The sequence below is a fragment of the Serratia sp. PAMC26656 genome (assembly GCF_016469055.2).
In the GTDB taxonomy this organism is placed as follows: Bacteria; Pseudomonadota; Gammaproteobacteria; order Enterobacterales; family Enterobacteriaceae; genus Serratia; species Serratia plymuthica.
Genome location: NZ_CP150486.1, coordinates 1,118,194 through 1,141,327, shown reverse-complemented (window position 1 = coordinate 1,141,327; position 23,134 = coordinate 1,118,194). Strand labels below are relative to the sequence as shown.

21 protein-coding genes are annotated in these 23,134 nt (G+C 53.9%); 11 read left to right on the top strand and 10 right to left on the bottom strand.

The genetic code is table 11. The features are described from left to right. Positions 1-119 precede the first annotated feature (119 nt). Positions 120-818: a 7-cyano-7-deazaguanine synthase QueC gene (gene queC / locus JEM67_RS05945; protein ID WP_199636563.1), complete on the top strand. Its 699-nt coding sequence runs from the start codon at positions 120-122 to the stop codon at positions 816-818. 150 nt (positions 819-968) lie between these two features. On the opposite strand, the gene JEM67_RS05940 is transcribed toward queC, so the two are convergent. The 9 genes from JEM67_RS05940 to bolA form a co-directional block, all read right to left on the bottom strand. Further along, positions 969-1,382, bottom strand: coding sequence for an acyl-CoA thioesterase (locus JEM67_RS05940; RefSeq protein ID WP_013811745.1), 414 nt, complete (start codon positions 1,380-1,382; stop codon positions 969-971). Positions 1,383-1,539: 157 nt separating this feature from the next. After that, positions 1,540-1,929, bottom strand: a complete 390-nt coding sequence (locus JEM67_RS05935) for a ComEA family DNA-binding protein (RefSeq protein ID WP_199636564.1) — start codon at positions 1,927-1,929, stop codon at positions 1,540-1,542. A gap of 138 nt (positions 1,930-2,067) precedes the next feature. Beyond that, positions 2,068-3,951: a peptidylprolyl isomerase gene (gene ppiD / locus JEM67_RS05930; protein ID WP_199636565.1), complete on the bottom strand. Its 1,884-nt coding sequence runs from the start codon at positions 3,949-3,951 to the stop codon at positions 2,068-2,070. Positions 3,952-4,133: 182 nt separating this feature from the next. Further along, positions 4,134-4,406: a nucleoid-associated protein HU-beta gene (gene hupB, locus JEM67_RS05925; RefSeq protein ID WP_006323936.1), complete on the bottom strand. Its 273-nt coding sequence runs from the start codon at positions 4,404-4,406 to the stop codon at positions 4,134-4,136. Positions 4,407-4,622: 216 nt separating this feature from the next. After that, a complete protein-coding gene (gene lon, locus JEM67_RS05920) occupies positions 4,623-6,977 on the bottom strand; it encodes an endopeptidase La (protein ID WP_199636566.1) in 2,355 nt (784 codons plus the stop codon). Between the two features lie 193 nt (positions 6,978-7,170). Beyond that, complete coding sequence (clpX, locus tag JEM67_RS05915; protein WP_004949303.1) at positions 7,171-8,442, bottom strand: ATP-dependent protease ATP-binding subunit ClpX; 1,272 nt, start codon at positions 8,440-8,442, stop codon at positions 7,171-7,173. 162 nt (positions 8,443-8,604) lie between these two features. Continuing rightward, on the bottom strand, positions 8,605-9,228 hold the full coding sequence (clpP, locus tag JEM67_RS05910; protein ID WP_004949301.1) for an ATP-dependent Clp endopeptidase proteolytic subunit ClpP: 624 nt from the start codon (positions 9,226-9,228) through the stop codon (positions 8,605-8,607). Between the two features lie 438 nt (positions 9,229-9,666). After that, positions 9,667-10,971, bottom strand: a complete 1,305-nt coding sequence (tig, locus tag JEM67_RS05905) for a trigger factor (RefSeq protein WP_013811742.1) — start codon at positions 10,969-10,971, stop codon at positions 9,667-9,669. A 366-nt stretch (positions 10,972-11,337) separates the two neighbouring features. Continuing rightward, positions 11,338-11,652, bottom strand: a complete 315-nt coding sequence (gene bolA, locus JEM67_RS05900; RefSeq protein WP_004940361.1) for a transcriptional regulator BolA — start codon at positions 11,650-11,652, stop codon at positions 11,338-11,340. A gap of 365 nt (positions 11,653-12,017) precedes the next feature. On the opposite strand from bolA, the gene JEM67_RS05895 reads away from it, so the two are divergent. The 8 genes from JEM67_RS05895 to JEM67_RS05860 all read left to right on the top strand — a co-directional run bounded on the left by JEM67_RS05895 (position 12,018) and on the right by JEM67_RS05860 (position 20,928). Further along, positions 12,018-12,596, top strand: a complete 579-nt coding sequence (locus JEM67_RS05895) for a lipoprotein (RefSeq protein ID WP_006323933.1) — start codon at positions 12,018-12,020, stop codon at positions 12,594-12,596. A gap of 53 nt (positions 12,597-12,649) precedes the next feature. After that, on the top strand, positions 12,650-14,128 hold the full coding sequence (gene ampG, locus JEM67_RS05890; protein WP_199636567.1) for a muropeptide MFS transporter AmpG: 1,479 nt from the start codon (positions 12,650-12,652) through the stop codon (positions 14,126-14,128). 442 nt (positions 14,129-14,570) lie between these two features. Continuing rightward, the gene (cyoA, locus tag JEM67_RS05885) at positions 14,571-15,518 is read left to right on the top strand and encodes a cytochrome o ubiquinol oxidase subunit II (RefSeq protein ID WP_004949290.1); all 948 of its coding nucleotides are present in this window, start codon (positions 14,571-14,573) and stop codon (positions 15,516-15,518) included. Between the two features lie 4 nt (positions 15,519-15,522). Beyond that, positions 15,523-17,514 (top strand): cytochrome o ubiquinol oxidase subunit I, encoded by a 1,992-nt coding sequence (gene cyoB, locus JEM67_RS05880; protein WP_199636568.1) that lies wholly within the window; start codon positions 15,523-15,525, stop codon positions 17,512-17,514. Beyond that, positions 17,504-18,121: a cytochrome o ubiquinol oxidase subunit III gene (locus tag JEM67_RS05875; protein WP_013811739.1), complete on the top strand. Its 618-nt coding sequence runs from the start codon at positions 17,504-17,506 to the stop codon at positions 18,119-18,121. The genes cyoB and JEM67_RS05875 overlap by 11 nt, the downstream gene beginning before the upstream one ends. Further along, on the top strand, positions 18,118-18,456 hold the full coding sequence (locus tag JEM67_RS05870; protein ID WP_004949284.1) for a cytochrome o ubiquinol oxidase subunit IV: 339 nt from the start codon (positions 18,118-18,120) through the stop codon (positions 18,454-18,456). The genes JEM67_RS05875 and JEM67_RS05870 overlap by 4 nt, the downstream gene beginning before the upstream one ends. Positions 18,457-18,474: 18 nt before the next feature. Continuing rightward, entirely contained in the window at positions 18,475-19,365 is an 891-nt protein-coding gene (cyoE, locus tag JEM67_RS05865; protein ID WP_004949283.1) for a heme o synthase, read from the top strand. Positions 19,366-19,563: 198 nt separating this feature from the next. Next, positions 19,564-20,928, top strand: coding sequence for an MFS transporter (locus JEM67_RS05860; protein ID WP_013811738.1), 1,365 nt, complete (start codon positions 19,564-19,566; stop codon positions 20,926-20,928). 47 nt (positions 20,929-20,975) lie between these two features. Here JEM67_RS05860 and JEM67_RS05855 read toward each other — a convergent pair whose 3' ends face one another. Continuing rightward, entirely contained in the window at positions 20,976-21,467 is a 492-nt protein-coding gene (locus JEM67_RS05855; protein WP_199636569.1) for a YajQ family cyclic di-GMP-binding protein, read from the bottom strand. A 182-nt stretch (positions 21,468-21,649) separates the two neighbouring features. On the opposite strand from JEM67_RS05855, the gene panE reads away from it, so the two are divergent. Both panE and yajL read left to right on the top strand, forming a co-directional pair. Further along, positions 21,650-22,561 carry a 2-dehydropantoate 2-reductase gene (gene panE, locus JEM67_RS05850; protein ID WP_199636570.1) on the top strand — a complete coding sequence of 304 codons (912 nt, stop codon included), beginning with the start codon at positions 21,650-21,652 and terminating at the stop codon, positions 22,559-22,561. Beyond that, positions 22,524-23,114, top strand: coding sequence for a protein deglycase YajL (gene yajL, locus JEM67_RS05845; RefSeq protein ID WP_199636571.1), 591 nt, complete (start codon positions 22,524-22,526; stop codon positions 23,112-23,114). The genes panE and yajL overlap by 38 nt, the downstream gene beginning before the upstream one ends. The last annotated feature ends 20 nt before the right edge of the window (positions 23,115-23,134 follow it).

Sequence of the window (23,134 nt, the reverse complement as noted above, 5' to 3'; positions counted from 1 at the left end):
ATAGAAGCGGCGGCTACGACATGCAGCCATTTCTGCTACCCTAGTTGCCGCACGCATTTTTTATTTGGCCGCCCGGGCATGTATCGGGTCTGGCTTCAGCCATAAAATAAGGTGATTTTATGAAACGCGCGGTTGTCGTTTTCAGCGGTGGACAAGATTCCACGACCTGCTTGATTCAGGCATTGCAGCAGTACGATGAAGTGCATTGCATCACATTCGATTACGGCCAGCGTCACCGCGCCGAAATCGAAGTCGCTCAGGCGCTGTCGGTGGCGCTTGGCGCCAAAGCGCATAAGGTACTGGACGTGGGCTTGCTCAACGAGCTGGCTATCAGCAGCCTGACCCGTGACAACATTCCGGTGCCTGTTTATGACAGCGAGCAGAAAGACGGGCTGCCAAGCACTTTCGTGCCGGGCCGTAATATCCTGTTCCTGACGCTGGCCGCTATCTATGCCTACCAGGTGGAAGCCGAAGCCGTGATCACCGGCGTTTGTGAAACCGACTTTTCCGGTTACCCGGATTGCCGCGACGAGTTTGTCAAAGCGCTGAATCACGCAGTGGTGCTCGGTATCGCCCGCGATATTCGCTTCGAAACGCCGTTGATGTGGCTGAATAAGGCAGAGACCTGGGCGCTGGCGGATTACTATCAGCAGTTGGATCGGGTACGTCAGGATACCCTGACCTGCTACAACGGTATTCAGGGCGATGGCTGCGGCGAATGCGCTGCCTGCCACCTGCGCGCCAACGGCCTGAAGCAATATCAAATCAACAAAGCCGAAGTGATGGCGAGCCTGAAACAGAAAACCGGCCTGGCCTGAGTGTACATACCCTAAATAATTCGAGTGGCATCGAGGCGGCAAGCAAACGCATCCCGATGAACTTACTCAAGTAAGTGATTCGAATAGCCAACAAGGATGCCGCTTGAAATATGACGGATATAACGGCGGCAAAGATTGCCGCTCGTTGCTTTACTGATTCTCCGGCTGCGTGAGCACCTGCAGGTGTTCGCGCAGTTGCCCCTCAATCGGCAACGCCCGTTGGGTTTTCAGATCGATACAGACGAAGGTCAGTAGCGCATCCGCAACCAGCGTGCCCGTTGCATCCTGCGTCACCTTCTGGCTTAGCACACCGCTTTTGCCGTTAAGCTGCACCATCTGGCTGTCGATGCGCAGTTTGTCCCCCAACACCGCCGGAGTGCGGTAATTGATATTGATGTTCACCACGATAAAGGCGATGTTGTTTTCCGTCATCCAACGGAAGCCTTCATGATTCTCCAGCCAATCCCAGCGCGCCTCCTCCAGAAACTCCAGATAGCGGGCATTATTAACGTGTTGATAAACATCAAGATGATAACCACGGACTTTAATAAAGGTATGATGCATAGGGAACCGCTGCTCCTGCCTGGTGATTACAGAATAAAGCGGGGACGGCGTACTGCCCCCACACCCGTTTGGTCAACATGCCAAACTGGTAAGACCTGTAAAATGTAGCAGAGGAAAAAGGCTGCAATGGCATTTTGCCACGCAGCCGTGAACAGCATCACATTTTGAGTCGTGCGCGATTCCTTTCAAACAGTGCGGACCCAATGCCCGGTACTTCCTGAAGTTGTTCTATCTGTGTAAACGGACCGTTCTGCTCGCGGTAGCGCACGATGCTTTCCGCTTTCTTAAGCCCTACGCCCTTCAACACGCTGGCCAGTTGCTCGGCATCGGCCTGATTGATGCTGACTGAGGCTTCATCATCGACGGCGACCACAGCCTCACTTCCCTGCCCCGCCTTAACCGCCGGCGCAGATAATACCGGCGGAGCAGCCCCCGCTTTTTCCACTGCGGCCATCGACGGCCCCGTCAGGCAAATCAGGGCCGCCGTCAGCAGCGCTTTGAGGCTGAAACCATAACCATTAACTGCTTTTATTTCTGTAAGTTGCATGCTGTATCCTCCTTGTGTTTAACAGCATGGCTACCTTGCCGCAGCGGGTGACGATCGGCAATTGGCGGATTTCAGATATGGAAAAGGCCGCGAAAGCGGCCTTTGGTTATTACATTGCGTTGCACAAAAATGCGGGGCTTACTGAGGCTGTTGCTGCTCAGCGGCACCCATTTTGATCTTGGCTTCTTTACGCAGGCTGGCCAGCAGAGAGTCGAAGGACACACCGGTCGCCCCTTCTTCCATCTTGCCAACGAAGGTTTTCATTTCTTCTGCCGGTAAGGTGCCCGGATTCACCGCATCAAGCGCAATCAGCACCACGTTGTCCTGACGATCTTGCGACATGCCGTAAACCGGTTTGCCTTCCTGCGGATGCGGCAGCGCAAACACGCTCTGCACCAGTTGGCTGTCTTCCGGCGCACGCGCCATCTTCTGCACACTGCCAAAGCTCAGGCCGGCCGCTTTCATCGCTTCGTCGCCCTTGCCCTGTTTCAGCTCAACCAGCAGTTTCTCGCCCTGCAGTTTGGCTTCTTGCTCAGCCTTGTTGCGCTTAACCAGCTCAGCCACACGATCTTTAACCTGGTCGAACGGCTCAATGCCTTCCGGCTTGTGACCAGACACGCGGATCACGAAGGCGCGGTCGCCATCAACGGTGATCACGTCGGAGTTGCTGCCCGGAGAGCCGCCCTCGCCAATCAGCGAACCGTCGAAAATCGACTGGATGACCGGTTTAAAGTTCAGCGCTGCCGGAACGTTGTCGCGGGTGAACCATTCGGTTTGTGCCGCTTTCACGCCGGCGGCCCCTTCAGCTGACGCCAGAGACTCGTTATCGCTGGTAGCGGCTTCGCTCACCTTCTGCTGCAGCGCGTAATAAGCGTCTACCGCTTTCTCTTGCTTGACCTGTTTGGCGATGTCGTCACGCACTTCGCTCAACGGCTTCACTTTCTCCGGAGCGATGTCGTTCAGACGCACTACCAGATAACCTACGGAGGATTTCACTACGCCGGAAAGCTGGCCTTTTTCGGTCAGGTTAGCCTGCTTTAGCTCATCTGCGGTCGTTTCCGGCTCCAGCCAGCCCAGCTCACCGCCGGTGCGGCGTGAGATGATGTCAGTGGATTTTTCTTTCGCCAGAGTGGCGAAATCGCCGCCTTTTTTCAGCTCATCCAACACCGCATTGGCTTCCGCCTCGGTTTTCAGCTGGATCACACTGTAATTTTTGCGCTCAGGCTGGCCGTAGCTGCTTTTGTGCTGGTCGTAGTAGGCGCTGATATCCGCATCTGCCACCGTCACCTTGTCTTGCATCGAGGCGGCGTCCATCGGGATGTAGCTCACTTTGACCTGTTCCGGCGCAATGAAGCTGTTCTTGTTTTGGCTGTAGTAGTCTTTCAGCTCATCGTCGGTCACGGTCTGTTTAGCCTGCAACGCTTTCAGGTCCAGGGTCACCAGACGCACGTTGCGCTCCTGCAGCACCAGAGCAGCCATGCCTTGGGACTCGGATGGCAACACGAAGCCTGATTGACCGAAAGCCTGGATCACCTGCTGATTAACCAGTTGCTGGCGCATCGACTGCGCGAAGTTATCGGCGGTGTACCCCATGCGACTAATCAGATCGAGATACTTGGCATTATCGAACTGGCCGTTGGTCTGGAAGTAAGGCGCCTTACGGATGGCGTCTTTTACCTGATCGTCGCTGACGCTCAGGCCTAATTTTTTGGCGTATTGATCCAGCAGCATGTTGTCGATCAACTGTGACAGTGCCTGATGGCGCATCTGCTGCATATAGCCTTCGTTGCCCGCCAGTGCGGAGAACTGGTCACCCAGCTGTTGCTGCATCCGGCTGCGTTCGCTTTGGAAAGCCTGTTCCAGCTGAGCACGCTCGATCACCTGTCCATTGACCTTCGCTGCATAATCACCGGCACTCCCCTGATAGCTGACCACCCCTGTCAAAAGGAATGACAAAATGATCAGGCCCAGGATGATTTTGAGCACGACGTGATTAGCTGCCGCGCGTAAATTGTCCATCATAGTGTGACAACACTCCGCTGTGATGTGGATTAAAAACACCCTTGCGCAGGCGCGTTCCCTGCGACAAAAATAAAAAAAGCGCATCAATCTGATGCGCCTTATATCTTACCTTACCAGCACCGTTGCGTCAGGTGATTGTTTATTACAAAACCCTGTAGCGCTAACCGGTTAGACGCAAACGATCAGTTTACTGCGTCTTTCAGCGCTTTCCCTGCACGGAAGGCCGGAACTTTGGCTGCCGCGATATTGATCTCTTTACCTGTTTGCGGATTGCGGCCAGTACGGGCCGAACGCTCACGCACCGTAAAAGAACCGAAACCAACCAGGGCCACGTCATCCCCTTCCTTCAAGGATTCGGTAACAGAAGCAATTACTGCATCTAAAGCACGTCCAGCTGCCGCTTTGGAAATATCAGCACCTGCGGCAATTTTGTCGATCAGTTGTGACTTATTCACTCTATCATCCCCTCTAGAATTCAATCGTCGCACCGAAAAATCCCTACGGTGGCGACAGCGCAGCTGTTATATCAATCCCATCGAACCTTGGCAAGCCACCGAAAGCGTGGCAAAACGCGGGCCGACAGCTGTCTAACTTAGCGGTACAAAAAAAGACTGGCAAGTCCGAAATGACTTGCCAGCATAAGTTTTATCAATGGTTTTTGCTATTCGTCACTATTTTGCCGCTACCGGCAGTGCGCCGAACGCCGGGTTTTGCAACGCAAGGTTCAAAACTTCATCAATTCGCTGCACCGGATGAATATCCAGATCGGCGATGACATTATCTGGGATCTCTTCCAGATCGCGCTTGTTCTCATACGGGATCAGCACGGTTTTGATACCGCCGCGGTGCGCCGCCAGCAGTTTTTCTTTCAGACCGCCAATCGGCAATACCAGGCCACGCAGCGTGATCTCGCCGGTCATCGCCACGTCGGCGCGAACCGGGTTGCCCGTCAGGCAGGAAACCAACGCAGTGCACATGGCAATACCGGCGCTTGGGCCATCTTTCGGCGTCGCACCTTCCGGCACATGCACGTGGATGTCACGCTTCTCGTAAAAATCAGCGTTGATGCCCAGCTTGTCCGCGCGCGCGCGGACCACGGTCAGTGCCGCCTGAATCGATTCCTGCATAACTTCACCCAAAGAACCGGTGTAAGTCAGCTTGCCTTTGCCCGGCACACAAGCGGTTTCAATGGTCAGCAGATCGCCGCCCACTTCTGTCCATGCCAGACCGGTGACCTGGCCCACGCGGTTTTCGGTGTCCGCACGGCCGTAGTCAACGCGCTGCACGCCCAGGTAATCTTTCAGGTTGTCGCCGTTGATCTCGATATGCTTGATCTTTTTGTCCATCAGCAGCGTTTTCACCGCTTTACGGCACAGTTTGGAGATTTCACGCTCCAGGCTACGCACCCCGGCTTCGCGGGTGTAATAGCGGATAATGCCGGTGATGGCGCTGTCGTCGACCGTCAGCTCACCTTTTTTCAGGGCGTTACGCTCAAGTTGCTTCGGCAACAGGTGCTGCTTGGCGATGTTGAGCTTCTCGTCCTCGGTGTATCCAGACAGGCGGATAACTTCCATACGGTCCAGCAGCGGCGCAGGAATGTTCATCGAGTTCGAGGTGGCGACGAACATCACGTCGGACAGATCGTAATCCACTTCCAGATAATGATCGTTAAACGCCACGTTCTGTTCCGGATCCAGCACCTCAAGCAATGCAGACGCAGGATCGCCACGCATGTCGGAAGACATCTTGTCGATCTCGTCCAACAGGAACAGTGGGTTTTTCACCCCAACCTTGGCCATTTTCTGGATCAGCTTGCCCGGCATCGAACCGATATAGGTACGGCGGTGACCGCGGATTTCCGCTTCGTCACGCACGCCGCCCAGCGCCATACGCACGTACTGGCGGCCGGTCGCTTTGGCGATCGACTGGCCAAGCGAGGTTTTACCCACGCCCGGAGGCCCTACCAGGCACAGGATAGGCCCTTTGATTTTGCTGACGCGGCTCTGTACTGCGAGATACTCAAGAATGCGGTCTTTGACGCGTTCCAGGCCGTAGTGATCGATATCGAGCACTTCCTGCGCCTTGATCAGGTCCTTTTTCACCTTGCTGCGCGCATTCCAGGGTACCTGCAGCATCCAATCGATGTAACCGCGCACCACCGTCGCTTCCGCAGACATCGGTGACATCATTTTCAGCTTTTGCAGTTCCGCTTCGGTTTTTTCACGTGCGTCTTTCGGCATTTTAGCCGCTTCGATCTTGCGCTTCAGCGCTTCGTGCTCGTCCGGCGCGTCGTCCATCTCGCCCAGTTCTTTCTGAATCGCTTTCATTTGCTCATTCAGATAGTACTCGCGCTGGCTTTTTTCCATCTGTTTCTTGACACGGTTACGGATACGTTTCTCAACCTGCAGCAAGTCGATTTCCGATTCCATCATCGCCATCAGATATTCCAAACGCTCGGTGATGTCGAACATCTCGAGTACCGACTGCTTGTCGCTGAGTTTCAGCGGCATGTGCGCGGCGATGGTATCCGCCAGGCGTGCAGCGTCGTCGATGCTGTTCAATGACGTCAGCACCTCCGGTGGAATTTTCTTGTTCAGTTTGATGTAGCCTTCAAACTGATTAATTGCCGTGCGCACCAGGACTTCTTGTTCACGCTCGTCGATCGTCGGTGATTCAAGATATTCTGCCTGGGCGGCAAAATGCTCTCCGCTATCGGAAAGCGTAGTAATACGTGCCCGCTGCAAGCCTTCCACCAGCACTTTTACCGTGCCGTCTGGCAGTTTCAGCATCTGCAAGATAGAAGCGACTGTGCCGACAGAGAACAAATCGTTAATGCCAGGTTCATCCGTTGAGGCCTCTTTCTGTGCCACCAGCATGATCTTTTTATCATGATCCATTGCTGCTTCGAGGCACCGAATTGATTTTTCCCGGCCAACAAATAACGGGATCACCATGTGCGGATAAACCACCACGTCGCGCAAAGGCAAGACGGGGATTTCAATGCGTTCGGAACGCTCAGGGTTCATAGAGCTCTCTCTTAGTTTAGTTTCCGCCAGGTTGAGGGGAATCTCATGAGACGCAAGCATCAAACGTTTCATAAAATCTGGTTAATGAGTATATGGGGATGAATCTCTGACATTCAACGGCCAGAACGCAGGAAAAAGAAATGGGGGATAAAATCCCCCATTTTGGTATTAACTTTCTGGTTTGACTGGCTAATTATTCGCCTGAAGCCTGTGCTTCCGGTTTGCCGTAAATCAACAGAGGTTTGGACTGGCCAGCGATGACCGATTCGTCGATCACCACTTTATCGACGCTGTCCATTGACGGCAGGTCGTACATGGTGTCCAGCAACGCACCTTCAACGATAGAGCGCAAGCCGCGCGCACCGGTTTTACGCGTCATGGCCTTCTTGGCGATAGCGTTCAGCGCTTCATCACGGAACTCCAGCTCCACACCTTCCAGATTGAACAATGCCTGATACTGTTTGGTCAGGGCATTTTTCGGCTCTTTCAGGATCTGAATCAACGCATCTTCGCTCAGTTCGCTCAGCGTCGCGACCACTGGCAGACGACCGATGAACTCAGGGATCAGGCCAAACTTGATCAAATCTTCCGGTTCGGCCTGCAGCAACAGTTCACCTTCGGTCGCTTTCTCGGACTCGCCCTTCACGGTCGCACCGAAGCCGATACCGGAACCGGTATTGACGCGCTGGCCGATCACTTTATCCAGACCGGCAAAGGCGCCGCCACAGATAAACAGGATTTTCGAGGTGTCAACCTGCAGGAATTCCTGCTGCGGATGCTTGCGGCCACCCTGTGGCGGAACGGCGGCGATGGTGCCTTCGATCAGTTTCAACAGCGCTTGCTGCACGCCCTCGCCCGACACGTCACGGGTAATGGACGGGTTGTCTGACTTACGGGAAATCTTATCGATTTCATCGATATAGACAATACCGCGCTGCGCTTTTTGCACGTCGTAGTCACACTTCTGCAACAGCTTCTGGATAATATTCTCCACGTCCTCGCCCACATAACCGGCTTCGGTCAGCGTGGTGGCATCGGCCATGGTGAAAGGCACATCCAGGAAACGCGCCAGCGTTTCCGCCAGCAGGGTTTTACCGCTACCGGTCGGGCCAATCAGCAGAATGTTGCTTTTCCCCAACTCGATACCGTTGCTGCTATCGCCGTTGCGCAGGCGTTTGTAGTGGTTGTATACCGCTACCGCGAGCACTTTCTTCGCCTGTTCCTGACCGATGACATAGTCATCCAGGTGGTGTCGGATCTCATGCGGCGTCGGCAGCGCGCTACGCTCACGATGCGGGGAAACTTCTTTAATCTCTTCGCGAATAATGTCGTTACACAGGTCAACACATTCATCGCAGATATACACTGACGGACCGGCAATCAGCTTACGCACTTCATGCTGGCTTTTGCCGCAGAAAGAGCAATACAGCAGCTTTCCTGAACCGTCTTTGCGCTTATCTGTCATCAGTAAACCTCTTCTTTAGTCTTTTTCCCGCAGGAAAATCACGGCGGCAGTGCGCCCAAAACTCATACCGGGAACGCCGATAATGCTCATCAGAGCGAGCCGCGCCCACTCTGATTACTATAGTCTATCGGCTCGCACATATACCTCGCCAGCCGCGTGGTTCTAGCTGCGGTGCGTCAGAATGCCGTCAACCAGACCGTATTCTACTGCTTCTTCCGCGGTCATAAAGCGATCGCGCTCGGTATCGCGTTCGATCTGCTCCAGCGTCTGGCCGGTATGTTCCGCCATCAACTCGTTCATGCGCGCCTTCACCTTCAGGATTTCACGCGCATGGATTTCGATATCCGTCGCCTGACCCTGATAGCCGCCCAACGGCTGGTGAATCATCACGCGTGAGTTCGGCAGACAGAAACGCTTGCCCTTCGCACCTGCAGTCAGCAGGAAAGAGCCCATCGAGCACGCCTGGCCCATACAAATGGTGCTGACGTCCGGCTTGATGAACTTCATGGTGTCATAGATTGACATGCCTGCGGTGATCACACCACCCGGAGAGTTGATGTAGAGGTAAATGTCTTTTTCCGGGCTTTCCGCTTCCAGGAACAGCATCTGCGCCACAATCAGGTTGGCCATGTGATCTTCTACCTGGCCGGTCAGGAAAATAATGCGCTCTTTCAGCAGGCGGGAATAGATGTCGTAAGAACGCTCCCCGCGTGAAGTCTGCTCTACCACCATCGGCACCAGGGCCATGTTAGGTGCAAATTGATCTCGTTCGCCACTGTATGACATTACCGTCTCCTAATAGAAATTGCCTTGGCGGCCAGGGTTACACCCTATTGCACCGATTCTACTTGAGAACGGTCATGATGACTATGCTCAAGCATTCGACCGCGCCACACGTACCCGACGGTTATAATCATCCCGCGCACTCTGGCAAACAGCACATATATATACATTTTACAGATTGGGGCCATTGGCAGAATTTCAAGCCCGGCGCAGTATTTTTACCGGCCTGACCGATGCGTCGGGCTAACGGTAATGACCATAATGCCAGACTGCCCCAAGCGCAACAGGGTAAATATAGTGCATATTGGCACGCTTAACCTGAGATTAATCAGCAACGTGGCAAAAAGAAAAGCCCGCAACCGAAGTTACGGGCTTTTTATCACGCAGGAACCGGCATGCCAGCCCTGAGGGCGCAACAGGTTGCGCCCCTGCGTACAGACATTACGCCTGTTGAGTCTGGTTCATCAGCTCGCTGAACGTAGTGGCTTTCTCAGTCACTTTCGCTTTCGCCAGCAGAGCTTCAACCGCTTGTTCTTCCAGAGCAACGTTGCGCATATTGTTCATCAGCTCTTTGTTTTTGCTGTAGAACTCAACAACTTCACTTGGATCTTCGTAAGCGGAGGCCATTTCTTCGATCAGGGTCTTGACGCGATCTTCGTCAGCTTTCAGATCGTGAGTACTGATCACTTCGCCCAGCAGCAGGCCAACAACAACGCGACGTTTTGCCTGCTCTTCGAACAGTTCACGTGGCAGTTCCAGCGCTTGCTTCTCGTTGCCGCCGAAACGTTGTGCAGCCTGACGACGCAGAACGTCAACTTCGCCGTCGATCAGCGCAGCAGGAACGTCAATGTCGTTAGCGCTGACCAGGCCGTCGATTGCCTGAGTCTTGATACGGTTACGCACTGCGCCTTTCAGCTCGCGCTCCATGTTTTTACGCACTTCAGCACGCAGGCCTTCAATAGAACCATCAGCCACGCCGAAACGCTTGATGAATTCTTCAGTCAGCTCTGGCAGTTCACGCTCTTCAACTTTCTTCAGAACGATAACGAATTTAGCCGCTTTGCCCTTCAGGTTTTCAGCGTGATAATCTTCCGGGAAGTTAACGTCGATGGTGAATTCTTCACCGGCTTTATGACCAACCAGACCTTCTTCGAAGCCTGGGATCATGCGGCCCTGGCCCATGGCCAGTACGAAGTCAGAGGCTTTACCACCTTCGAACTCTTCACCGTCGATAGAACCGGTGAAGTCAACGGTTACGCGGTCTTCAGCCTGCGCTGCACGATCGCTGTCTTTCCAGGTCGCCTGCTGCTTGCGCAGAGTGTCCAGCATGGTGTCAACGTCAGCATCGTTAACGTCAACCACTGGCTTCTCAACTTCGATGGCATCCAGGCCTTTCAGCTCAACTTCAGGATACACTTCGAATTCAACCGCGAAAGTGAAGTCTTCACCTTCTTTATACTCGCCCGGCACGTAGTTTGGTGCGCCAGCCGGGTTAATCTTTTCTTTGATGATCGCGTCAACAAAGCTGCGCTGCATCGCTTCGCCCAGCACGTCCTGGCGAACGGAAGCGCCATAGCGCTGCTCAACGATGTTCATCGGCACATGGCCTTTACGGAAACCGTCGATACGAACGCTTTTCGCTGCCTTGATCAGCTCTTTTTTAACAGCCTGATTAATAGTATCAGCGGGTACAGTAATAGAGAGACGGCGCCCAAGGCCTTGAGTGGTTTCTACAGAAACTTGCATCTTGTTACCTCAAAAAAATCACAGTGCTCGGTCAACTCCGTTCCAAGAACCAGGACGGCTACATTACAGAACCGAATTCCCTGATGACTGAAGCGTCCCGAAACCATTCCGGAAAAATAAGACGCGACATTATAGCGGCGCAAGCGAAGCGAGTCGAGGAAAGCAAGGCGGCGCCGGCGCGTTAAAACTCACACTTTTGCCGATTTGATCGCCAAAAGACCGCCGAAACCGACCTGGCCTTAACTGCATTGCGCATCGGCTGTGTCGTCGTCAAAAACAGAAACGGCCCGCAGGCCGTCCCAAAATTCGTCAGTAGTAATACCCTAAATCGTGGTTAAAGTTCCACTGATACTGCAAATTTACCCGTCAGGCCAACGTGCCGGCCCCGCGACAAGGTGGGGAAGCCGGCACAGTATCCTGCAGCCCTTCCCACTCTTTCAGCGTGTAAGTATGTAACGCCAAGGCGTGTACGCCATCGGCCAACTCCTCCGACAGCACGCCGTAAATCGAACGGTGACGCGTCAGGAAACGTTCTCCGACAAAGCGATCGCTGACCAACACCACCTTAAAATGGCTTTCTGAACCCGCCGGAACGTTATGACGATAGCTTTCATCAACGACTTCCAGATACGCGGGCTCAAATGCCGCCCTTAACTTTGCTTCTATTTGCTCGCGAATCATAGGATCTCCTTACTACACCGGCAGAGGACCGTACCCATCTATTTCAATATTAGCCGGTTTCGCCCCTTTTAGACTATTCATCACGTAAATTTCTCTTCGCCACCCGCCAAAAATCGCCAACATCCGCTATCGCTTGAGGTTTATCTGATTGAGATGGTCAAAAAAGCATGTTTTTATCAACGGCAGGTAAAAATTTGTCACTCCGGTGCGTTCTGCACTTCCCCCGGCCGGCGGCGATGCTATGATGTCGACAATTCGTTGTTGGCTATCCCGCTCTGATTATTACAGAAAGTTTACTCAAACCGGCCTCTCTATCAGCAGCAGTTTGAGTCGGCTTAAAATCCATCGAGAATGAGACAGTAACTATGTTAAAAAAACTTTGCCTTCCACTGTTGGCCGCTCTGATGCTGGCCGGCTGTGCTACCAGCAGCAACACCCTGAACGTCACGCCCAAGATCGTACTGCCGCAGCAGGATCCAACGCTGCAGGGCGTAACTGTCAGCATTAACGGTGCAGATCAGCGCCAGGACCAGGCGCTGGCGAAAGTGAACCGCGACGGCCAGCTTGTTACCCTTACGCCATCGCGCGATCTACGCTTCCTGCTGCAAGAAGTGCTGGAGAAACAAATGGGCGCGCGCGGTTACATGATCGGCGCCGATGGTGCGGTTGATCTGCAAATCGTGGTGAACAACCTGTATGCGGACGTATCCGAAGGTAACCTGCGTTATAACATCACCACCAAGGCCGATATTTCGATCACCGCTCAAGCGAAAAACGGCAACAAGCAGGTGAAAAACTACCGCTCCACTTATAACGTGCAGGGTGCTTTCACTGCGACCAACGAGAAAATCACCAACGCGGTTAACACCGTATTGGGCGACGTTATTGCCGATATGGCGCAAGACACCAGCGTCAACGACTTCATCAAGCAGAACGCGCGTTAATCCGCGAATACTTTGTGCCGCCTGAGCCATCGGGCGGCACAGACAGGGAACTCATGTCGAAACAGTATCTGAATATCTTCACCCAGCGTAACTCCGCCATTCTCCTGCTGCTGGGCTTTGCCTCGGGTTTGCCGCTGGCGCTGACCTCCGGCACGCTGCAAGCCTGGATGACCGTCGAAAACATCGATCTGAAAACCATCGGTATTTTTTCACTGGTCGGTCAAGCCTATGTATTCAAATTTCTGTGGTCGCCCTTTATGGACCGCTACACCCCGCCATTCCTTGGGCGGCGTCGTGGTTGGCTGCTGATCAGTCAGTTGCTGTTGGTCGTGTCGATTGTGGCCATGGGCTTCATGCAGCCGGCACAACATCTGTGGTGGCTGGCGGCATTGGCGGTGCTGGTGGCGTTCTGTTCTGCCTCGCAGGATATTGTTTTTGATGCGTATAAAACCGACCTGCTAAGCGCCGAAGAACGCGGCGCGGGGGCGGCGATCTCCGTTCTCGGCTACCGGCTGGCGATGCTGGTTTCCGGCGGCTTGGCGCTGTGGCTGGCGGATCGCTATTTCGGTTGGCAATCAACCTATTGGCTGATGGCCGGGCTGATGCTGATTGGCATCGTCGCCACCCTGCTGGCACCCGAGCCGGACGATGGCATTCCGGCACCGCGCTCTATGGAGCAGGCGGTCGTTGCCCCGCTGCGCGATTTCTTTGCACGGAACAATGCCTGGCTGATTTTATTGCTGATAGTCATGTACAAGATGGGCGACGCCTTTGCCGGCAGCCTGAGCACTACGTTCCTGATCCGCGGTGTGGGCTTTGACGCCGGGGAGGTCGGGCTGGTAAACAAGACTCTCGGTCTGTTCGCCACCATCGTCGGCGCGCTGTTTGGCGGCGTGCTGATGCAACGCCTTAGTCTGTTCCGCGCCCTGATGCTGTTCGGCATTCTCCAGGCGGTTTCCAATCTCGGTTACTGGATCCTGGCGGTCACCGACAAGAACATCATGACGATGGGCAGCGCCATCTTCCTGGAAAATCTGTGCGGCGGCATGGGCACTGCGGCCTTCGTCGCACTGCTGATGACGTTGTGCAACAAGTCGTTTTCCGCCACCCAGTTCGCCCTGTTGTCGGCTCTGTCCGCCGTCGGCCGCGTCTATGTTGGCCCGATTGCCGGTTGGTTCGTTGAGGCACACGGCTGGCCGCTGTTTTATTTATTCTCGATCGCAGCCGCCCTGCCAGGCCTGCTGCTGTTGCGCCTGTGCCGCCAAACGCTGGAATATACCCAGCGTACCGACAATTTCATACCGCGTACCGAGTTCCGTCAACTTTACCGTTGGGCGCTGCGTCTGCTGACGTTGGGCTGCTCGCTGCTGGGAGTCTGGCTGATTCTGTTGATTACCAACGCGCTCGACTGGAGTGCCTTGCCGAACCTGGCTGACCCCCTGCTGCAAACTGGCGCTGCACTGAGCCTGGCGGGCATCGCGATGGGCAGCCTGCTCGACTACCTGGCGCTGCGCCGCACCAAGCTGGCCTGATATTGCCGGCCGGTCATAGCACCGGTCGGCAAAAATGCATCAACGTGATGAGTTTATTTTTCTTAAAAAAACATAATTGCCGTTAAAATTATTTTTTTATCCGAGCGAAACGCTCGGAAATAAAATTACCGTCACTTTAAATAAACAATTATTTTACATTATATAAACCTTTCCTTCGTATTTAAAATACGGCAGGTTAATGTGCCAAAATCAGCATACCGTTAGTTTTCCTTAACATAGAGCTTGCCCGGCACGATTCAGCTCGCCAACGCGTTGTTGCCATTGGTAAATTGTCACGCAAGGTTACATCTGTGACCCCCTTAACAGAAAGTGTCAACAAGGCGCTGACACTCCCTTAAGCATGTTTACAGTACTGCAACCTTCCCGTAAAATGCCCGCACACATGAAACGACAATAGAGCCTTTGTAATTGAGGTCGTTAGATGAGACTTAAGAAATACAATAAAAGTATTGGGATGATGTCATTAATTGCATCTACTGTAATGCTCAGTGGTTGCAATATGGTATTGATGAACCCCAAAGGAGCAATTGGTGTTGAGCAACGGACACTGATTATCACTGCAATCGCGCTGATGTTGATCGTGGTGATACCGGTTATCTTTATGGCGTTCGCTTTTGCCTGGAAGTACCGTGCTTCCAACAAAGACGCCAAGTACAGTCCGAACTGGTCACATTCCAACAAGATCGAAGCGGTCGTCTGGACCATTCCTATCATTATCATCGCCATCCTTGGCACCATTACCTGGAAGACTACCCACGAACTTGATCCGTTCAAGCCAATTGTCACTGACAAGAAGCCGATGACGATCGAAGTGGTGTCGCTCGACTGGAAATGGTTGTTTATCTATCCAGAACAAGGCATCGCAACCGTTAATGAATTGGCTTTCCCGAAAGATGTTCCAGTCGAATTCAAGATCACCTCTAACTCGGTAATGAACTCGTTCTTTATTCCTCAGTTAGGTGGGCAGATTTATGCGATGGCCGGGATGCAGACCAAACTGCACCTGATCGGCAACGAAGCAGGCAAATACGACGGTATTTCCAGTAGCTTCAGCGGTCGCGGGTTCTCCGGCATGAAATTCACCGCTATTGTCACCCCAACCGAAGGCGACTTCGATCAGTGGGTTGCCAAGGTGAAAGCATCGTCGAATAACCTTAACGCCACCAGCGACTTTAACAAACTGGCAGAGCCGAGTGAAAACAACCCGGTCGAGTACTTCTCCAGTGTCAAACCGAATTTGTTCAAAGAAACTATTGGCAAATTCATGGGTGACATGAACATGCACAAAGGCGCTACTGCGCATGAAGGCATGGACATGAGCCAGGGTATGGACATGAGTGAGCATGCTCACGCCGGAGCCGAGGAATAATCTGATGTTGGGAAAATTAACACTTGATGCGGTTCCGTACCACGAACCGATCATCATGATCACCGTTGCTGCGATTGTTATTGGGGGCCTGGCTCTGCTAGCTCTCATAACCTATTTCGGCAAATGGAAGTGGCTGTGGAGCGATTGGCTGACTTCAGTCGATCACAAAAAAATTGGTATCATGTACATCATCGTGGCAATGGTTATGCTGCTGCGTGGTTTCGCCGATGCCATCATGATGCGTAGCCAGCAGGCGCTTGCGTCCGCCGGCGAGGCCGGGTTCCTGCCGCCGCACCACTACGACCAAATCTTTACCGCTCACGGCGTAATCATGATCTTCTTCATGGCGATGCCTTTCGTGGTGGGTCTGATGAACGTCGTGGTTCCGTTGCAAATCGGCGCCCGTGACGTTGCCTTCCCGTTCCTGAACTCCCTGAGCTTCTGGTTCTTCGTGGTGGGCGTAGTGCTGATCAACATCTCTCTGGGGGTTGGTGAGTTCGCGCAGACCGGTTGGCTGGCTTATCCGCCGCTGTCGGGCAAGGAATACAGTCCTGGCGTAGGGGTCGATTACTGGATCTGGAGTCTGCAGATTTCCGGTCTGGGTACCCTGTTGACCGGTGTGAACTTCTTCGCCACCATCATGAAGATGCGTGCTCCTGGCATGCCTCTGATGAAGATGCCGGTGTTCACCTGGGCGGCACTGTGTACTAACGTCCTGATCATCGTTTCTTTCCCAATTCTGACCGTCACCATCGCGTTGCTGACCCTGGATCGCTATCTGGGCACCCATTTCTTTACCAATGATATGGGCGGCAACATGATGATGTACATCAACCTGATTTGGGCCTGGGGTCACCCAGAGGTGTATATTCTGGTTCTGCCGGTGTTCGGTGTGTTCTCCGAAGTGACCGCAACCTTCTCCAGAAAACGCCTGTTCGGCTATACCTCACTGGTATGGGCAACCATCGCGATTACCGTTCTGTCGTTCATCGTATGGCTGCACCACTTCTTTACCATGGGGTCTGGCGCGAACGTCAACGCCTTCTTCGGTATCGCCACCATGATCATTTCCATCCCTACCGGGGTGAAAATCTTCAACTGGCTGTTCACCATGTACCAGGGCCGCATTCAGCTCAACTCGGCAATGCTGTGGACCATCGGCTTCATCATCACCTTCTCCGTGGGTGGGATGACCGGCGTGCTGCTGGCAGTTCCGGGCGCGAACTTCGTGCTGCACAACAGTCTGTTCCTGATTGCCCACTTCCATAACGTTATCATCGGTGGTGTGGTGTTCGGTTGCTTCGCTGGCTTGACTTACTGGTTCCCTAAATCCTTCGGCTTCACGCTGAACGAAAAATGGGGTATCCGTGCGTTCTGGTTCTGGATCATCGGTTTCTTCGTGGCCTTTATGCCGCTGTATGCTCTGGGCTTTATGGGTATGACCCGTCGTATCAGCCAGAACATCAACCCTGAGTTCCACCCACTGCTGCTGGTAGCGGCCGGTGGTGCAGCTCTGATTGCCTGCGGTATTCTGTGCCAACTGATCCAGATCTTCGTCAGCGTACGTGACCGCGAGCAGAACCGCGATCTGACCGGTGACCCATGGGGTGCTCGTACGTTGGAGTGGTCTACCTCGTCTCCACCGCCATTCTATAACTTTGCCGTAGTGCCGCAGATTCACGACCGTGATGAATTCTGGGACATGAAAGAAAAAGGCGAAGCCTATAAGAAACCGGCTAAGTACGAGCCGATTCATATGCCGAAAAATACCGGTGCCGGTGTGATTATTGCTGGCTTCAGCCTGGTATTTGGTTTCGCGATGATCTGGGACATCTGGTGGATGGCGATCGCTGCCTTCGTAGGTATGATCGTGACCTGGATTGCCAAGAGCTTCGATGAAGATGTTGATTACTATGTGCAGGTTGATGAAATCGAGCGCATTGAGAACCAACACTATGAACAAATCAGCAAAGCAGGCGTGAAACATGTCAACTGATACTCTGACTAACCATAACGCAGCCCATGCAGAACATGGGCACCATGACGCAGGCGAGACCAAAGTCTTCGGATTTTGGATCTACCTGATGAGCGACTGTATTTTGTTTGCGAGCTTGTTCGCGACTTATGCAGTACTGGTGAACGGGACCGCCGGCGGTCCCTCTGGCAAAGACATCTTCGATCTGAAGTTTGTCCTGGTTGAAACCTTCCTGCTGTTGTTCAGCTCCATCACCTACGGTATGGCGATGATCGGCATGAACAAAGGCAAGGTTGGCAGCGTTAATACCTGGCTGTTCCTGACCTTCCTGTTCGGTCTGGGCTTTGTAGCGATGGAGATCTATGAGTTCCATCATTTGATCGCCGAAGGCTTCGGTCCGGATCGCAGTGCATTCCTGTCCGGCTTCTTCGCACTGGTTGCTACTCACGGTCTGCACGTGTCTACCGGTCTGGTTTGGATCGTCATTATGATGATTCAGGTGAGCAAGCGCGGCCTGACTTCAACCAACAAAACCCGTCTGATGTGTCTGAGCCTGTTCTGGCACTTCCTCGACGTGGTCTGGATCTGCGTATTTACCGTTGTTTACCTGCTGGGGGTTATGTCATGAGCCATTCATCCCATGAAACTTCTCACGGCGGCGCAAGCCACGGTAGCGTTAAGTCATATCTGATCGGCTTTATCCTGTCGATCATCCTGACGGTGATTCCATTTGCGATGGTGATGAGCGGCACAGCTTCTCACTCAACCATCCTGGCGGTTGTAGTTGGCATGGCGGTCATTCAGGTGATTGTTCACCTGATTTACTTCCTGCACATGAATACCTCATCGGAAGAGCGCTGGAACCTGGTGGCATTGCTGTTCACCGCTATGATCATCGGTATCGTTGTTGTGGGTTCACTCTGGATTATGTACAACCTCAACATCAATATGATGGTCAGTTAAAGAGTCGAGCTGCACGTGATGATTAAGCAATACCTGCAAGTAACTAAACCAGGAATTATTTTCGGCAATTTAATTTCTGTCGTAGGGGGATTCCTGCTCGCTTCCAAAGGAAGCATCGACTATCCCCTGTTTCTCGCCACCCTGGTGGGTGTCTCGTTGGTTGTCGCTTCGGGCTGTGTGTTTAACAACTACATTGACCGCGACATCGACAAGAAAATGGAGAGAACGAAGAACCGGGTGCTGGTGAAAGGCCTGATCGCGCCGAGTGTGACCCTGGTTTATGCTACCGTTTTGGGTATTGCGGGCTTTGTGTTGCTGTATATCGGCGCCAACCCGCTGGCCATGTGGCTGGCGGTGATGGGCTTCGTGGTTTATGTCGGCGTTTATAGCCTGTACATGAAACGCCACTCGGTATACGGCACGCTGATCGGCAGCCTGTCGGGCGCTGCGCCACCGGTTATCGGTTATTGCGCGGTGACCAACGAGTTTGATGCCGGTGCGTTGATCCTGCTGGCTATCTTTAGCCTGTGGCAGATGCCGCATTCCTACGCGATTGCCATCTTCCGCTTTAAAGATTACCAGGCGGCCAACATTCCGGTTCTGCCGGTGGTCAAAGGCATTTCCGTGGCGAAGAACCACATCACGGTCTACATCTTGGCGTTTATGATTGCTACGCTGATGCTGACCCTGAGCGGCTACGCCGGCTACAAATACCTGATCGTCGCTGCGGCGGTAAGCGTATGGTGGCTGGGTATGGCGCTGCGTGGTTACAAAACAGAAAATGACAGCATCTGGGCGCGCAAGCTGTTTGTGTTCTCCATTGTTGCCATCACTTCGTTGAGCGTAATGATGTCTATCGACTTCAGCGCAACGGCATCGCCAGAAACGCTGATGACTTACGTCTGGTAAGCCAAATCGTCTGTGAATGGGCCGCCTAGCGGCCCATTTTATTTGTCTCGCCGAAAAGCCGCCGAACTGTAATATCTGTTAAACAACATTCGATTTACCCCCCCTGCCCTTCACACTAAAATGACGCAGCTTTTCAGAAGCTATCCCACCAGACGTTATCGCCGATAACCTGCTGGAATGGCTTTTAATGAGGTTTTAATGAACGACAATGCAATGACCCCGCAGGAACGACGGGCGACCTGGGGACTAGGAACGGTATTTTCACTGCGCATGCTTGGCATGTTTATGGTGCTGCCGGTTCTGACCACCTACGGTATGGCGTTAAACGGCGCCAGCGAAACGCTGATCGGTATCGCCATCGGCATTTACGGCCTGGCACAAGCGGTGTTTCAGATCCCCTTCGGCCTGATTTCCGACCGCATCGGCCGCAAGCCGCTGATCGTCGGCGGGCTATTGATCTTTGCGCTGGGCAGCGTGATTGCCGCAGTCACAGACTCCATTTGGGGCGTCATCCTCGGCCGGGCATTGCAGGGTTCCGGCGCTATCGCGGCGGCAGTGATGGCGTTGCTGTCGGACCTGACCCGCGAGCAGAACCGCACCAAGGCGATGGCGTTTATCGGTGTCAGCTTCGGCATCACCTTTGCCATTGCCATGGTGGTCGGCCCGATCGTCACCCACGCTTTCGGCCTGCATGCGCTATTTTGGATGATTGCCGTGCTGGCCTTGGCCGGTATCGTGATTACCCTGGCAGTGGTGCCTTCGGCAGACAGCCACGTGCTGAACCGTGAATCGAGCATCGTGAGCGGCAGTTTCAGCAAGGTGCTGAGCAACTCCCGTCTGCTGAAGCTGAATTTCGGTATCATGTGTCTGCATATCCTGCTGATGTCCAGCTTCGTGGCGCTGCCGCTGGCGATGGAAAAAGCCGGCCTGGCGCCGAGCCAGCATTGGATCGTCTATTTGGTCACCATGCTGGTCTCTTTCGCCGCCGTGGTGCCCTTTATCATTTATGCCGAAATGAAACGCCGCATGAAGCAGGTGTTTATGGGCTGTGTGGCGGTTCTGTTCTGCGCCGAAGTGCTATTGTGGCTATCCGGCGCCCACCTGTGGGGCATCATTGCCGGCGTGCAGCTGTTCTTCATGGCGTTTAACGTGATGGAAGCGATTCTGCCTTCGCTGATCAGCAAAGAATCGCCGGCCGGCTACAAAGGTACCGCTATGGGGGTTTACTCCACCAGCCAGTTTATCGGCGTGGCGATTGGCGGCAGCCTGGGCGGCTTGTTGTATGGTCTGCAGGGCGCCGGGTTGGTGTTTATCGCCGGTGCGGTTATCGCCGCCGTTTGGTTCCTGGTCAGCAGCACCATGCAAGAGCCGCCCTACGTCAGCAGCCTGCGTATTACGTTGTCGGAACTGGCAGTGAAGGATTCTGCGCTGGAAAGCCGTCTGAAGGCCCAGCCAGGTGTGGCGGAGGCGATTGTAGTACCCGAAGAGCGCAGCGCCTACGTGAAGGTCGATACCAAACAGACCAACCGCGGCCAACTGGAAGCTCTGGTAAATTCGCTGTAATAGAAAGGGCCAGCTTGCTGGCCCTTGGTCATATCGTCGCAGAAAAGTTAATCGCGGAAGTTTTTGAACTGGAACGGTTGCCCCAGATCGGCGCCGCGCACCAGCGCCATCACCCCTTGCAGATCGTCGCGTGACTTGCCGGTAACGCGGACTTCATCACCCTGAATTTGTGCCTGCACCTTCAGCTTGCTGTCTTTGATCAGCTTGACGATTTTCTTCGCCTGCGAGCTTTCAATGCCTTGCTTCAACTTGGCTTCCACGCTGTAGGTTTTGCCGCTGTGGGTCATTTCCTCCGGGATCTCCAGCGCACCGCCATCGATACTGCGCTTGCTCAGTTTCTCACGCAGAATATCGAGCAGTTGTTGCACCTGGAAATCAGATTCGCTGGCGACTTTGATGCTTTCGTCTTTTTCGTTCAGCTCAAAACTGGCCGGCACGTTGCGGAAATCCCAACGGGTGCCGAGATCGCGTGTGGCGTTCTCAACGGCGTTACGCACTTCCTGCATATCAATTTCGGAAACAATGTCGAAAGATGGCATACTTCTTCCTCCTGAATTAGAGCCTAATGCGATAGGCGATTTCGATGCCGAGCATGATAACCGCTTTAGCGCCTCAGGCAAAATCTGCTGAACCTACCGGCAGATAACTCGCCGGATAGCAGAAAAGTCTATAATTATACGACAGTAATTGAGCGGTATTCCCGTTACCCCAAGGAGACTGAATGAAAATAACTATTCTTGGTTGCGGTGCGCTCGGACAACTGTGGCTCTCCAGGCTTTATCAGCAGGGCCACGACGTACAAGGATGGCTGCGGGTACCGCAACCCTTCTGCGCAGTGAACGTAATTGAGCCTGAGGGCGACTCGTTCAACCGTAATTTGCCCACCAACGATCCCGAACATCTGGCCCAAAGCGAACTGTTGCTGGTCACGCTGAAAGCCTGGCAGGTTTCCAGCGCCGTCAGCGCGCTGCTGCCCAAGCTGAACCCGCGTTGCGCCATACTGCTGCTGCATAACGGCATGGGCACCCAGGATGAACTGCCGGCAAACAGCCAGCCTATATTGCAGGGCACCACGACCCACGCGGCAAGACGCGAAGGCAGCACCATTATCCATGTTGCCGGCGGCACCACCCATATCGGTCCGACATCGCCGTCGGCGATACATCTCAGCCATCTGGCGGAAATGTTGCATCAGGCTTTGCCCGATGTGGCCTGGCACAACAACATTGCGTCAGCAAACTGGCGCAAGCTGGCGGTCAACTGCGTGATTAACCCCCTTACGGCGCTGTATGACTGCCGTAACGGCGAGCTCCAGCGTTACCCGGAGCAAATCGAAACCTTGTGCCGCGAAGTCTCCAGCGTGATGGAAATGGAAGGCTACCACACCTCATGCGAAGGGCTGCGGCAGTACGTGATGGAGGTGATTCAGAGCACGGCGGACAACATCTCTTCGATGCTGCAGGATGTCCGCACCCAGCGGCATACCGAGATCGACTACATTACCGGCTATCTGCTGCGCCGCGCGCGCAGCCACGGCATGATTCTGCCGGAGAACGCGCGGTTGTTTGAACTGATTAAGCGAAAGGAAAATGAATATGAGCGTATCGGCGCTGGTCTGCCTGGCACCTGGTAGCGAAGAAACCGAAGCCGTCACTACCATCGATCTTCTGGTACGAGCGGGCGTGAAAGTCACTACCGCCAGCGTGGCCGGCGACGGTGACCTGACTATCGTCTGTTCACGCGGCGTAAAGCTGCTGGCGGACGCGCCGCTGGTGTCGATTGTGGACGATCCCTTCGATGCCATCGTGCTGCCCGGCGGCCTGAAAGGCGCCGAGTGTTTTCGCGACAGCCCGCTGTTGGTAGAGAAAGTGCGTCAGATGCATCTGCAGGGCAACATCGTCGCCGCCATCTGTGCGGCGCCGGCCCTGGTATTGCAACACCACGATCTGTTCCCCATCGGCAATATGACCGGCTTCCCCGGATTGAAAGATCAGATCCCGGCAGACAAATGGATGGAGCGGCGCGTGGTATACGACGCACGCGTCAACCTGCTCACCAGCCAAGGGCCGGGAACGTCGATGGAGTTTGCGCTGAAGTTGATTGATTTGCTGCAGGGTAAGGCCAAAGCAGCGGAAATAGCAGCGCAGCTGGTGCTGATTCCGGGGATGTACGATTTCCGCGACTGAATCCCTTCATCTTTCGAGCT